The organism is Ureibacillus thermosphaericus (assembly GCF_002370195.2).
In the GTDB taxonomy this organism is placed as follows: Bacteria; Bacillota; Bacilli; order Bacillales_A; family Planococcaceae; genus Ureibacillus; species Ureibacillus thermosphaericus.
This window is the reverse complement of sequence record NZ_AP018335.1, coordinates 3,269,413-3,283,957: the sequence shown is the minus strand read 5'-3', so window position 1 is coordinate 3,283,957 and position 14,545 is coordinate 3,269,413. Positions and strand designations below refer to the sequence as shown.

Below are 14,545 nucleotides of genomic sequence, written 5' to 3'. Positions count from 1 at the left end.
ATTTTATAGGGAAAAATTAAATGGGGATTAAAAAATGGGGGGAACACAATGCAAATGCAAGTAAAATTGGAAAATAGATTAATGAAAACTCTGCGATTAGATCAAATTCAAAGTTTGGAAATCTTGCAAATGTCCAGTTTGGAGTTGGAACAATATTTAATTGAAAAAGCAAATGAGAACCCATTGCTTACTTTAGATAGTGAAAATAATAGTTTTCAGAAGCTCTTGGAAACCTCTTATATCAAAGAAAAAATGTCTCCATCCTTTTCGAGCGAAGAAAATCATTGGGATTTTATTGAGCGCAGCGCAAGAGTTCAAGAGAATTTTGAACAATTTTTTATTGAGCAAATTCCACTAGCGGTTCCTCTAAGTGATTTGGATGTAAAAATATTAAAATTTTTAATTTGTTCTTTAGATGACCGTTTATTTTTAGATGTTGAAATAGCTGAAGTAGCTGAAAAATTTCATACGACTTCAGCTCATGTTGAAGAGATCATCCAATTGCTTCAGACGCTTGAGCCTGTCGGAGTTGGAGCACGTAATTACATTGAGTATTTATTGATTCAAACGAACCGATTTCCCAATGTGCCCCCATTCATAAAAGAGATTATAAAAAATGATTTGCACTTAGTTGCGGAAAATAAACTTAAACAGGTAGCGAAAAAATACAGCGAATCTTTATCAGAAATTCAGCAAGCTGTTGCATTTATAAAAAATCTAAAACCAATTCCTGCTGGTTTTAAAGAAACAGCCATTCATTATATTGTTCCGGATATTGAAGTATACCGTGCAGGTGGAGAATGGGCTATTCAAGTGATTCAAAAGAATTTGCCTGCGGTTCAAATCAATGAAGAATATGTGGAATTGTTAAAACAACAAACAGAAAACAAGCAATTTTTAAAACGTTATTTGAAAGATGCAAAAGCAATTTTATTAGGAATCGAAAAGCGTAATAAAACAATCTATGAATTTGTTCGGTTGCTATTAGAGATTCAACCTGACTTCTTTGAACAAGGAATAGCAGGATTAAAACCTATGAGATTAAAAGATATAGCAGATCATCTAAAAGTCCATATTTCTACGATTAGTCGAATGGTTAAAGGAAAATATCTGCAGACTCCCCATGGCATTTATAGTTTTCAGTCATTATTTTCAAAAGGAATTATAAGTTCATCAGGAAAATCAGATTCAATTATATTTATTAAAAAACGGATAAAGGAATTAATAGAACAAGAGAATAAAAGAAAACCTTTAACCGATGAACAATTAGCAATCCAACTCAATAATGAGGGAATAAGTATTTCCAGACGAACAGTGGCAAAGTATCGAATAGAAATGAATATTGCTAGCTCATTTAACAGGGCATTATAAATAATTTCAAATTACAATAACCGATGCAATAATGCATAACAATTGAATTTCTGCATACAAAGATGGTTTTTTGGTTAAATCAAAACCATTGAAAGAATTATCAGGTTAAAGACCTATTAATTTTGTTAAATAATTCTTGAATTAACATTCATTTATCGGAATATAAAAAAATACTAGCCATAAATAAATTATGAAACAGTTAACAAGTTCTATTCATACTAATTTTAATTACTTGCTGAATATGGCTTTTTTTGAAGTCAATTTTAAAAAAATAGTTTATTTATGCATTTTAATGCATTTTTAATATTTTATGAAAAAAATGATTGAGGATATGACGGGAAAGTTGGCATATTTTTTGCTTTAAATTTTGTAACTGCATTGTGATTAGTTCACGCATTTAAGAACAGCGGTCATACCAGAAGCTATTGTGTTCTAGTAATTTACAGATAATTTTATAGAAAGAAGGGGATGTCATGATTACTGCCAAAAAACGTTTAGCTATTGATGTCGGGGGTACTTTTACTGATGTTTTTGTATTCAACGAGGAAACCGGTGAAATTTTTGTTACGAAAACATCGTCAACACCATCCAATCCTGAGAAAGGAATATTAGAGGGAATTGCAAAGGCGAAAATTAATGGAGAGGATATTAAAGTCTTTTCCCATGGAACGACAGTAGGTACGAATGCACTCATTGAAAGAAAACTGCCCAAAACAGCACTGATTACAACAAAAGGCTTCAGGGATGTAATTGAAATAGGACGAGGTACAAAAGAAGATATTTGGGATACTTATAAGGATAAAGCAAGACCATATATTAAAAGGCGCGATCGATTTGAAGTGACAGAGCGGACAGACTATAAAGGAAATGTTTTGATCCCTGTAGATGAAAATGAGGTTCGTGAATTAGCAAGAAAACTGAAAAAACGTGGAACAGAATCGGTAGCAGTATGTTTCATTAATTCATATGTGAATGGAGAAAATGAAGCAAGGGTGAAGGAAATTCTTCAAGAGGAATTACCAGGGGTATATGTGTGTATCTCCAGTGAAGTATTACCTGAAATCTTTGAACATGAACGAATGAGTACGACGATTATTAACGCTGTATTAGGACCGATTATGACTTCGTACATTAATAAGTTGGAAGAAGAAATGCATGAGCGCGGTTATAAAGACGATATTTTGGTTTTACATTCCGGCGGCGGTGTGATGACATCCAGTACAGTCCCTCGTTATGCTGCCAGACTTGCAAGCTCAGGAATTGCAGCAGGTGCCATTGCAAGCAAACATATTGCAAAATTATGCGGTTATAGTAATGCGATTGGTTTAGATATGGGTGGAACAAGTACGGATATTTCATTAATGTATGACGGTAACATTCGGATTACAAAAGATTGGGCAATTGAATATGGTTATCCGATTGGTTTCCCAAGTATCGAAATTTTAACTATTGGTGCAGGCGGTGGAAGTTTAGCCTGGATTGATGAGGGCGGTTCATTGCGAAATGGTCCGCAAAGTGCAGGCGCTTCACCAGGTCCAGCATGTTATAGCCACGGTGGTACTGAACCGACGAATTCGGATGCAAATCTGGTGTTGGGACGTTTAAATGAAGAATTATTAGGCGGTACGATGAAATTGAATTTAGAGAAAGCGAGAGAAGCTGTACAAAAAATTGCAGATGAATTCGGCTATTCAATCGAAGAAGCGGCAAATGCAATCATCGAAGTGGCCAATGCTAATATGAGCGATGCAGTAAGACTCATTTCTGTTCGCAGAGGGTATGACCCAAGAGACTTTGCTTTAGTAGCCTTTGGCGGAGCAGGTCCATTGCATGGTGCTCATTTAGCGAAAGAATTAAATATCCCTACAGTCATCATTCCGCCTTATCCAGGTGTAGCAGCAGCGATGGGATGTTTATTAGTAGATGTACGGCACGATATTTCAAAAACATATTTAAAGCAAGCTTCGGAAATAACACTAGATGATTTACAGCTGGAATTCGAAAACATGAAAGCTGAGGCAAAAGCGTTGCTTGTTGAGGAAGGAATTCCTGAAGAACAATCCACTTTAATGAATTTCATTGACTTAAGATATCAAGGTCAATGGCGTTCGTTATCGGTACCAGTAAGCGAAAGTAATTCATCAATCGAAGAGATTTTAGAATTATTCCATAAAGAACATGAGCGTGAGTTTGCATATTCTGACAGGGAACAAAAAGTTGAAATTTATGGGCTTCGCGTTACAGCAATCGGTACTGTGCCAAAACCTGAATTTCCAAAGTATAACCCGGCAGGAAAAATTGAAGACGCCCTTAAAGGGACAAGAAAAGTTTACTTCGATGGCAAATTTGTAACGACAAAAATTTATGATAGGGACAAAATTCCAGTGCAAGCTGAAATTGTAGGGCCAGCAATTATTGAACAATTGGATACAACAACTGTAATCCCACCGGAATTTACAGCAAAGGTTGATCAGTACAAAAACATTATTATTTCTGTAAATCAAGAATAATTTTGGAAAGGTGGAATGATTTATGAGTTCTTCACAAAAAACGATTCCTAAACAGGAGTCAACTTTAGATCCGGTTACTTTTGAAGTGTTAAAAAATGGTTTTGTGAATTTGGTTGACCAAATGGCAGAACAGATGTTAAGAACATGTTACTCATTTGTCATTTACAACCGTGATTTCAGCTGTGCCTTGTGTGACGCAGATGGAAATACAGTGATGCAAGGAACACATGATATTTCGGTTCATGTAGGGACATTGCATTTAACGGCAAAAGCAGTTTTGGAAGATTTTAAAGATGATATTCATCCAGGTGATGTGTTTTTAGTGAACGATCCTTATAGGGGTGGCACTCACTTCTGTGATACAAGGGTAATTTTACCGGTGTTTTATGAAGACAAATTAATTGCTTTCATGCAAACAAATGGGCATTGGGCAGACGTTGGTGGTTCTAACCCAGGATCTTTTGATGTGAAGTCCAGATACCATTTTGGAGAGGGGATCCGTATTCCACCAGTCCGTATTTACAGAAAAGGCGAATACTTATCAGATGTCGTCAATCTTTTGATTTCGAATATGCGAGTGTCTAAAGAGCGCTTAGGCGATTTGCGTTCACAAGTGGAAGCGGCAAAAGTTGGGCAAAAGCAACTGTTAGAGTTGATTGATAAATATGGAATTGATACGGTGTTAACTGCATTTAAGGAAGTGCAGGATTACGTTGAACGCTTAACGAGAAAAAAAATCGAGTCATTACCTGAAGGCACGTGGGAAGCGGTTGACTATATTGATATGGACCCTGAAGTTGGAGACGGGTTAATTCCTATTCGAGTGAAAATGACGATTCAAAATAATGAAATCCATTATGATTTAAGTGGAACTCATCCATATATCAGCTGCTTTTTAAATGCAGGTTTTGGTTCAGCATTATCAGGATTATATGCAGGTACAAAAACATTTTTCCCGGAAGTACCGCTAAACTCCGGATTTTACCGGGTTGTAAAAGCATACTTGCCTGAAAATTCAGTAGTGAATGCTCCTGAACCTGTTGCTGTTTCTGGTTTCTGTTCAGGTGCTTTTGAAAAAATTATGAATGCTTGTTTCGAGATTTGGTCTGAAATAATGCCAAAACGTGCAATTGCGTGTTCATTCAATCTGGAATATTTATTAATTGGAGGATATGATCGCCGCAATGCAGCCAACAATTACTTTATGTGGTATGACTGGATGGCGGGAGGTCATGGCGGACGCATAGACCGCGACGGAGCGAATGCAACCTCACCTGTTTTTGGAGTAGGGCTCAGCGTACAGCCTTGTGAAGGGCAAGAGCGTTTGTCACCTGTTATTACGACAAAACATGAAATTATCACCGATTCAGGAGGACCTGGAAAGTATCGGGGTGGATGTGGAGTTGAAAAAGGGGGCATTTTAACAGACGTATTCGGCGGGGTGATGTCTTATTGTTGTGACCGTTCCCGTTCGATTACTTGGGGAATTATGGGAGGTCTGCCATCGATTCCACAAGGAGCCATTTTATATCCTGATACGGAGAGAGAACAATTTTTAGGTACCATTTTCTCAAATGTTCCTTTGAAAAAGGGGGATTCGTTTACTAGGCCATCCGCTGGTGGAGGCGGCTTAGGTGATCCATTGGAACGAGATGTAAACGCTGTCTTGGAAGATGTCATTGATGGGTACGTATCAATCGAAAGAGCCAAAAAGGATTATGGTGTAGTCATTACAGAAATCAATCGAGATTTGGATCTATTTGAAATTGACTTTGAGGCTACTAAAAAAGAAAGAGAATACATTCGAAAAAATAGAAAAGTATGGCTCAGTGTAAATCCATTTGAAGTAGAAAAGATGTATAAAAATGGAGAAATCAATCAATTAGATGTAATTCGCCGTTACGGTGTAATTATAGATTATACAACGAATCAAGTATTGATTAAATCGACAGAGCAATATAGGGAAACGATGATCAAGCGTTCAATGGCGTATTGGGATTAATGATGCATTTGGTATAATGGTAGTTTTTTAAAATTTTCCATTCATCAATTTCTGAAAATATAAAAAATTGATTTGATTGTTAACTATGGATTTTACTTTAAATTTCATAAAAAGGGGGAATCAAATGGGAAAACTGCAAAATTCATTGAAGACTAGGCATATTACAATGATTTCTATTGGTGGGGTAATAGGTACAGGCCTATTCGTTGGAACAGGTAAAAATATTTTAAGCACCGGTCCAGCTGTCATTTTTTCTTATCTAATTGCATGTTTGATTATTGTATTCATTATGCAAATGGTTGGTGAAATGGCTTCTGGTGAACTGGCTTTAGGAATGAATCGAAACGGCGATCCGGAAATGGGTTCGTTTGCTTCCTATGCTTCGAAATATATTGGTGATTGGGCAGGTTTTACAGTTGGTTGGCTTTATTGGGCAAGCTGGGTATTCATTGTTGGACTGGAAGCAGCGTTAATTGGTGGAATGATTAATGCTTGGTTTCCTGTCATCCCTATTTGGGCGGGTTCTATTGGCATTACATTGCTTATGACCATTATTAATGTGTATTCTGTAAAAACGTTTGGTGAATTTGAGTACTGGATTTCTTTCTTAAAAGTAACGGCAATTGTTGTGTTCTTAATTGTAGGTACGTTAATGGTGCTCGGTGTATGGCCGACATTTAATCCACAGGGATTCGGTATTTTATTTAATCATGGAGGTTTTGCTCCACAAGGTTTAGTTCCGATTTTGACGGCAATTGTATTTGTTATTTTCTCCATTTGTGGAGCAGAAGTAGCGGCAATCGCAGCTGCTGAATCGGAAAATCCGGCGAAAAATATTGTCCAGTCAATCCGGAATGTTGTTTTTCGGCTGGCATTGTTTTTTGTAGGGTCAGTTACTTTGATGGTTTTAATATTGCCATGGAATGATGCTGACAATTTAGCAGCACCATATGCAAACATTTTGAGGATGGCAGGCTTACCAATCGCAGCTGAATTAATGCAAATCGTTATTTTCGTGTCACTGGTTTCAGTATTAAACTCCGCACTATACACAAGCTCACGTATGTTATTGTCCATGTCTCAACAAGGAGATGCCCCAAAATTTTTCTCCAAAATCAATAGCAAACGGGGCGCACCAGTTCCTTCCATTATTGGCAGTACAATCGTTGCGTATATTTGTGCTATGTTATATTTTATTTCGCCGGATGTGATTTTCTACTTTTTAGGAAACTGTGTAGGCGGTTTAATGATTATTGTATATATTTTCATTGCGATATCACAACTCCGCTTCCGCAAAGAATTCTTGAAGTGGAATGAAAAAAAATTGCCGATTCGTATGTGGTTATTCCCTTATTTAACCTATGGGACGATATTCTTGCTTGTGGCAGTATACATTTCTCAACTATTCATTGAAAGTTTACAATCGCAGTTTTATTTAAGTACTGCGGTGTTTGTTTCTTCAATTGCATTATTTTTTGTCATGAGAAAGATTAATCCCGCTCCATCGGAATCCAAAAAAGAAGTAGAAACATTAGTGAAAGAAACTGTGTCTGAAACGAATTAATGTGATAAAAGCCCTGCTCCTTTAAATGTAATCCTAAGGTTGCATTTTGGAGCAGATTATTTTTTGTATTTGCTAAGAGAAATAAGCATATAAAAATTAAGAGAAAATAGTTTTGGAAGGGAGATTATCTATGGCGGTTCAAAAAATGCAAAAAACAGAGCACTTTTTTTATGTACAAGACAATCAGATTAAGTTTTCCAGTAATCTTCCTATGGAGAAAATAGAAAAAATTTTTGTACATTATGAGAAAGGCAAGCAGTTTTACACGGCGGAAGATTTTCATGTGCATGTGCTTCCTTCTCAAAATGGAATGCTTTTTTGCCTCATGCCAATTCAACAGTACACCGATTTGGATATTTTGAATCCCTTATCTATAAAATTATTAAATTCAATTTCGGATGGTATTACAATCAGCGACAAACATGGCAAGATTATATTTCAAAATGACATTGATATTGAAATTGTTGGCATCAATTGTGTCAACCGATACGCTAAGGATTTGATTGCTGAGGGAGCAATGAGTGACTCGCTGACATTGAAAGTGTTGAAGTCAAAAGAAGATGTCACTATTTTCCAATCTTTTTTGAATAATAAATGCTTTTTGGTGACAGGGAAACCGATTTTTGATGAAGCGGGAGAACTGCAGTATGTATTGATTATTACCCGGGATATGTCGCGATTGAAAAGTTTGGAAGAAGAAGTAAAAAAACTCGAGATTCAAAATGAAAAGTTTAAGCAAAAAATTAGAGAATTGAATGAACTCGAACGAAAAAAAGTGAATATCATTGCAACATCCCCGGTGATGCAAAATGTATTAAAACGCATGTTGCGGGTTGCTGAGGTGGACTCCACCGTTTTAATTGAGGGTGAATCAGGTGTCGGAAAAGAGGAAGCAGCAAAGCTAATTCATTTAAACAGCCGAAGAAGTACAAAACAAATGGTCACAATCAACTGCAGTGCAATTCCGGAATCTTTGTTGGAATCGGAGCTTTTTGGTTATGAAGCAGGTGCTTTTACAGGTGCCATTAAAGGTGGGAAAGCGGGATTATTTGAAACTGCATCGGGCGGTACAATTTTTTTGGACGAAATTGGAGAAATGCCTCTTCAATTGCAGGCAAAACTTTTGCGGGTATTGCAGGAATCGGAAGTGCAGCGGATTGGAAGTGCGAAGCCAATTCCAATTGATGTGCGAATCATAGCAGCAACCAACCGCAATTTGGCTGAAATGGTGCAACAAGGAATGTTTCGTGAGGATTTATATTATCGTTTAAATATCATTCCGATTGACATTCCTCCATTAAGAGAGCGGCGGGAAGATATTGTTTCACTTGCCTATCATTTTTTAACTCAAATTGAACAAAAATATGATATTCATCGAACGTTTGATAAGGAAGCATTAAAGGTATTGGAAGAGTACGATTGGCCGGGGAATATCCGCCAATTGAAAAATATTATCGAAAGGGTATCTTTATTGGCGAATCAGCCGGAAATTAATGTAAGCATGATTCGTGAGGAACTAAAAGAAGCATCGAAAAAGAGCAGCAAAACGAAAAAGCAACCTAAGGAATCTATCGATCTAGCAAAAAATATAGATATATCCCAATATAACGGAACGCTAAAGGAGCAAGTGGCAGCTTTTGAAAAGGAAGTCATAAAAAACAATCATGAATTTTCATTCACAACCCTGGCATGAAAATGGATATTTCTTTCCCATAATGTAGATAACACAAACAGTTAACAATACGTAGGCTTTTATGGTGGATGATACCCTGAATAAAAAACTGTTTGAGTGGATTTGGTGAACAACCCATTGTTAGCTCATTCATTTGGAATGATGACTACGTACAGAAAAATGCTTATATTTCAAATTCACTCGCTGTTTGTGAATCTACTTTATGGGAGGGATTATATTGGATGTACTGATGACACGTTGTGCAGGATTAGATGTACATGCTGAAACAATTGTTGCTTGTGTCATGATTGGCGAACAGGACGATGAATTATTCATTGAAACAGAAACTTTCCCCACTTTAACAAAGGATCTCTTTCGTTTACTAAAGTGGTTGGAAAACCATGGCATTACGCACATTGCGATGGAGAGTACTGGAGTTTATTGGAAACCTGTTTATAACATTTTGGAGGATTACTTTGATATTACATTAGCGAATGCTCAAAGAATCAAGAATGTCCCTGGAAGAAAAACAGATGTTTCGGATGCAGAGTGGATTGCGAAGTTATTGCGTTATGGACTGATTGAAAAAAGTTTTGTTCCACCAGAAGATATACGAAGCCTTCGTGATTTAACTCGGCTTCGTAAAAAATGGATTGGCCATTTGACTTCAGAAAAAAATAGGATTCTGAAAGTATTAGAATGCTCAAATGTTAAACTAAATTCAGTTATTTCAGATGTGTTTGGTGTTTCTGGAAGAAAACTTCTATCCAAATTAATTCAAAATGGATATGTTGATTCCATTGATGTAGAAAATAGTATTCACGGAAGAATGAAGCACAAAAAACAAATGATTACAGACTCTTTATTCGGTACTTTAAACGATCATCAAATCTTTCTAATCAAACAATCTTGGCAACACATCGTTTATTTAGAATCATTAATCAGCCAAATCGAGGAAAGAATAGATGAAATTCTGAAGAATTATAAAGAAGAAGTGGAGTTATTACTAACGATTCCGGGTATTAAAAAGGATTCCGCAGCAATTATTATTGCAGAGATTGGGGTGAACATGGAACAATTTCCTACCTCTCAACACTTAGCGTCTTGGGCCGGAGTTGCTCCAGGAAATCATGAAAGTGCAGGAAAACGAAAGTCAACTAAAACGACTAAAGGGAATCCTCATATCAAAACTGTACTGTGCGAAGTAGCATGGGCAATCTCTAGAAGTAGGAATCGTTGGTTAGCTGCTAAATATTGGTCGATTGCTGCAAGAAGAGGAAAGAAAAAAGCACTCGTTGCCATATCGCATCGAATGCTTCGAATCATTTACTCCATGCTAATTAATAAGGAGCCTTATAAAGAACCTTTAATTAATTAGTATAACCAAAGAAGAATAAGTTTAAACAAAGTTACCTTCCATTAGGTAGCTCTGCTTTCTTATTGTCTTTTTTAGGTTATTTATATATTACCCTCAATAGATTGAAGCTATTCATGGGCTAAGTGGAATTAAATTATTTTCACAGAAAAAGCATTATCTGAGCATGATAGCATCAGAAAGGCAGCAACAGCATTAGGCTGCGATCAATCTACATTGGTCAGGAAAATTCAGCGTTATAAACTGACAAAAAACGTAACATATAATTAATTATGCAAAATTTATACTTTAATGCATTAAGTGATGCAAAATTTCATCAATCTGTTAATTTTTGCATTAAATTATGTAAAGAAACCTAACAAGTTTTAAATATACACAACAAAATGAAAAAATTTATTTTAAGTTTTTAGTAATGAGTGATAGGCATTCCAGAAAGCAAGAGAGCTTCTGGAATGCCTATTTTTCGTTATTCCTGTAATAGGATTGAAGATTCATAGGATGTTTGCCTCAAAAAAATTTCTTCCGACTCAAATAAAATAAACGATTTTTTTTTATTTTTGGCTACTTGGCACAAGATTTGCTCATTTATTTATAAATGGGGCTGGGACAAAACTAGCTTCTAGATAGGAAAAAGGAGAATTTGAGTTGGCTCAAATTCTCCTTTTTCCATTTATCCCCATTATTTTTGGTTAGTTGATCTTTGTTGGCCGTGTATTTTCGTAAATTCACGGCCATTAAGGCAATGCCCATTTCATTTTCCACTTTCGATTTTCCTCGAACGGAAAATCGAGTGAAACGCAAATTAGCCTTCAAGAATCCAAAAACTGGTTCTACGTCTATTTTACGTTGACGGAAAATAGAACCAGCTTTTTCTTCTGAAAGCTTCGCTCTTACATATTCTTTTTGTTGTTCCCATTTTTCATTCACCATGACCTTTCGGTGATTGCCTTCCTTTGCTTTTGTACATGATGAACGAAATGGACATCCTGAACAGTTTTCACATTCATAGATTTTCAATTCTCGTTTGAAACCGGTCTTATCGGTACGTACAGAACGATATCGGAAGGTTACTCGCTGCTGATTTGGACAAATGTAGGTATCACTTTCTTCGTCGTACATCCAATTGTCTGGATGAAATGGATTTTGTTTATATTTCTTCTTTTGTTCTTTCTCATACATGGTATATGGAATGAGTGCCTCACATTTTCGATTCGAAAGGATGTCTTCATAGTTTTGTTCACTACCATAACCAGCATCTGCGACAATATACTTTGGCAACGGAAAATAATCCTTTTCTATCTTATTCAAGAACGGAATTAATGTACGTGTATCAGTAGGATTTGGAAAGATGCTATAAGCTAGTGCGTATTGACCTTCTGTTGCGATTTGTACGTTGTATCCAGCCTTCAATTGACCGTTTTTCATATAGTCGTCTTTCATTCGCATGAACGTCGCATCTAAGTCTGTTTTGGAATAACTATTCCGTTCACCCAAGATTTCGAAGTCTTTTTGATACTTTTGTTTACGTAAAATCAAGTCAATCAACTGTTTGTACACTCGCTTCGGATATTTCCGTTCGCTTCTTAATGCTTTTCGTTCTGTGGCATCGGGCGATGTTTCTATCTTTTGGTCATATTCCTTAATGACTTCATCGACTTGTTGCACCATTTGAGCGAGTTCTTCAACGGACAGTTCTCCCTCATTTTCCCGCTCCATTTCAGGGATGATTTCTTTTTCTAATAGTTCGTTGTATAACTGATTGGACTTTTCAATTAAGTTTTGGTTGTATTTTTCAATGGATTTCTTCCATACGAAAGTAAATTTATTGGCATTCGCTTCAATCTTCGTACCATCGATAAAAATGGCTTCTTGATCGATTAACTTTTCTTCCACCAGTTGGCAACGGAATTGGACAAAACATTGACGAATTAATTCTTTTACTTCCGGATGCACACGAAAACGATTGATCGTCCGATAACTTGGTTCATATCCTTGTGCCAACCACATCATTCGTATACTGTCCTTTAATAGCGCTTCAATTTTTCGACCTGAAAAGACAGACTGCGAATAGGCACACAAAATAATTTTTAGCATCATGCGTGGATGATAAGCAGGACAACCTGTATTTCGAAGAAACGGCTGGAAGGCTTCATCTGGAATACTTTCAACTAAATGGTGAATGTGGAAGGCAATATCATTTTCTTGTAATTTTATTTCTAAATCTAGAGGCAAAACTAATTGATTCATGTTATAATATTTGAACATAAGGACCCTTCTTTCTGTTAGGTTTTGTGTGCTAACTTAATTTTAACAGAAGAGGTCCTTATTTTTTATTGAAAAAATGAAAAACAGCCCATGAAATTTCATTCCAAAATTTCATGGGCTGTTTCCATTTTAGAGGGGGTTTTGTCCCAGCCTCATTTATTTATAAATACGCCAGTAGTGAATAAAAACTTTTTTTGTTCATTGCAATATTTCAAAAGAAAGAGGTTGATATAATGGCAATTCAATTAGTTGAGCAATTAAAATATTTGGACCAAAAGCATTTCTTGCATCCAACAACTTCAATTGAAGAGCAGCAAACTTACGGTCCGGCGGCAATCTTTTATGAAGGAAATGGAATCTATTTAAAAGATTTAGAGGGTAATACGTACATTGATGGCATGTCATCTCTTTGGAATGTAAATGTCGGACATGGGCGCAAAGAAATTGCAGAAGTGGCAAAAGAGCAAATGGAGAAGCTGGCTTTCAGCTCCTGTTTTGCAACGTTCAGCAATGAACCGGCAATCAAGCTTGCAGCGAAAATTGCTGAGTTGGCGCCTGGAGATTTAAATACTGTATTTTTCACTTCCGGTGGTTCAGAGTCGAATGATACAGCTATAAAACTTGCACGCCATTATTGGATTTTAAAAGGCCAGCCAAATCGCCAAAAAATTATTTCCCGAACATTGTCGTATCATGGGGTCGCATTCGGATCAACAAATGCAACGGGTATTGAAGGGTTCCGCAAATTTACAAATTCACCGGCCCCTGATTTCCATTATGTCAATAAAGATTCTGCGGAAGAGTTGCGCAATTTAATTCTTGAGCTTGGTCCGGAAAATGTGGCGGCATTTATTTCAGAGCCGGTGCAAGGAGCAGGCGGAGTGAATGTGCCAAAGCCGGATTATTTCAAAAAAGTGCGTGAAATTTGTGATGAGTTTGGAGTTTTATTTATTGCTGATGAAGTGATTACCGGATTTGGACGTACAGGGAAGAACTTCGCGATTGAACATTTTGATGTAGTTCCGGATTTAATAACTTTTGCCAAAGGGGTATCGAGTGGTTACGCACAGTTGGGTGGAGTGTTAATTTCTGAAAAAATTCATAAAGATTTGTGCACTTTATCCAGGGGAGTACTCATGCACGGCTACACGTACAGTGGCCATGCAACTGCTTGTGCAGTAGGATTAAAGAATATTGAGATATTAGAGCGTGAAGGGCTTGTGCAAAATGCGAAAGTCATGGGCGAGGAAATGCTAAAAGGTTTTAAAGTGTTGCAGCAAAAGTATAACTTTATTGGTGAAGTCCGAACATTCGGGTTATTGGGGGCAATTCAAATTGTAAAAAATCGAGAGACAGGTGAGCTATTCAATCCGCTATTAAGCCCGATTGCTATAAAGGAAATGACAAAGCGCGGGTTGATTTTGCGTACAGTGACGTACGATCAAGATACAATCGTTTTTGCTCCACCATTAATCATCACAAAAAATGAACTGAATGAGATGTTGCGCATTGTTGATGAGACATTTGATTATTTCAAAAAGAAATTATTATAAAGGGGTAGTATGACATGATTATCGGAGTTCCAAAGGCCAACATACCGGGTGCAGTTGCACGAACATCGACAATGGCATTATCAAACTTTACGATCACACATGCATTACAAATTGTCAATAAAGGTTACGAGCGTGCTTGTTCAGAAAATCTGGCACAGGTGAAAGGGTTAAATGTGATTGCCGAAAAATTACGTATGAGGCAGTAGCGGAGGCGCATAACATACCGTATACAC

10 protein-coding genes are annotated in these 14,545 nt (G+C 36.7%); 9 read left to right on the top strand and 1 reads right to left on the bottom strand.

Translation table 11 applies throughout. From position 1 onward, the window contains the following. Positions 1–48 precede the first annotated feature (48 nt). The 7 genes from rpoN (at position 49) to UtA1_RS18095 (ending at position 10,764) form a co-directional block, all read left to right on the top strand. The gene (gene rpoN, locus UtA1_RS15845) at positions 49–1,371 is read left to right on the top strand and encodes an RNA polymerase factor sigma-54 (RefSeq protein ID WP_096552139.1); all 1,323 of its coding nucleotides are present in this window, start codon (positions 49–51) and stop codon (positions 1,369–1,371) included. 473 nt (positions 1,372–1,844) lie between these two features. After that, on the top strand, positions 1,845–3,881 hold the full coding sequence (locus UtA1_RS15840) for a hydantoinase/oxoprolinase family protein (RefSeq protein ID WP_096552137.1): 2,037 nt from the start codon (positions 1,845–1,847) through the stop codon (positions 3,879–3,881). A gap of 22 nt (positions 3,882–3,903) precedes the next feature. Further along, positions 3,904–5,883, top strand: a complete 1,980-nt coding sequence (locus UtA1_RS15835; RefSeq protein ID WP_096552135.1) for a hydantoinase B/oxoprolinase family protein — start codon at positions 3,904–3,906, stop codon at positions 5,881–5,883. A 124-nt stretch (positions 5,884–6,007) separates the two neighbouring features. After that, complete coding sequence (locus UtA1_RS15830; protein WP_096552133.1) at positions 6,008–7,447, top strand: amino acid permease; 1,440 nt, start codon at positions 6,008–6,010, stop codon at positions 7,445–7,447. 130 nt (positions 7,448–7,577) lie between these two features. Next, the gene (locus tag UtA1_RS15825) at positions 7,578–9,140 is read left to right on the top strand and encodes a sigma-54 interaction domain-containing protein (RefSeq protein WP_232019866.1); all 1,563 of its coding nucleotides are present in this window, start codon (positions 7,578–7,580) and stop codon (positions 9,138–9,140) included. Positions 9,141–9,357: 217 nt separating this feature from the next. Then, positions 9,358–10,497 (top strand): IS110 family RNA-guided transposase, encoded by a 1,140-nt coding sequence (locus tag UtA1_RS15820; protein ID WP_096550217.1) that lies wholly within the window; start codon positions 9,358–9,360, stop codon positions 10,495–10,497. A 132-nt stretch (positions 10,498–10,629) separates the two neighbouring features. Beyond that, positions 10,630–10,764, top strand: a complete 135-nt coding sequence (locus tag UtA1_RS18095) for a hypothetical protein (RefSeq protein ID WP_172597927.1) — start codon at positions 10,630–10,632, stop codon at positions 10,762–10,764. Between the two features lie 342 nt (positions 10,765–11,106). Here UtA1_RS18095 and UtA1_RS15815 read toward each other — a convergent pair whose 3' ends face one another. Further along, complete coding sequence (locus UtA1_RS15815; protein WP_096552131.1) at positions 11,107–12,759, bottom strand: IS1182 family transposase; 1,653 nt, start codon at positions 12,757–12,759, stop codon at positions 11,107–11,109. Positions 12,760–12,992: 233 nt separating this feature from the next. On the opposite strand from UtA1_RS15815, the gene UtA1_RS15810 reads away from it, so the two are divergent. Both UtA1_RS15810 and UtA1_RS15805 read left to right on the top strand, forming a co-directional pair. Further along, entirely contained in the window at positions 12,993–14,312 is a 1,320-nt protein-coding gene (locus tag UtA1_RS15810) for an aminotransferase family protein (protein ID WP_016839086.1), read from the top strand. 14 nt (positions 14,313–14,326) lie between these two features. After that, positions 14,327–14,518, top strand: a complete 192-nt coding sequence (locus tag UtA1_RS15805; protein WP_016839085.1) for a hypothetical protein — start codon at positions 14,327–14,329, stop codon at positions 14,516–14,518. Positions 14,519–14,545: the final 27 nt, after the last annotated feature.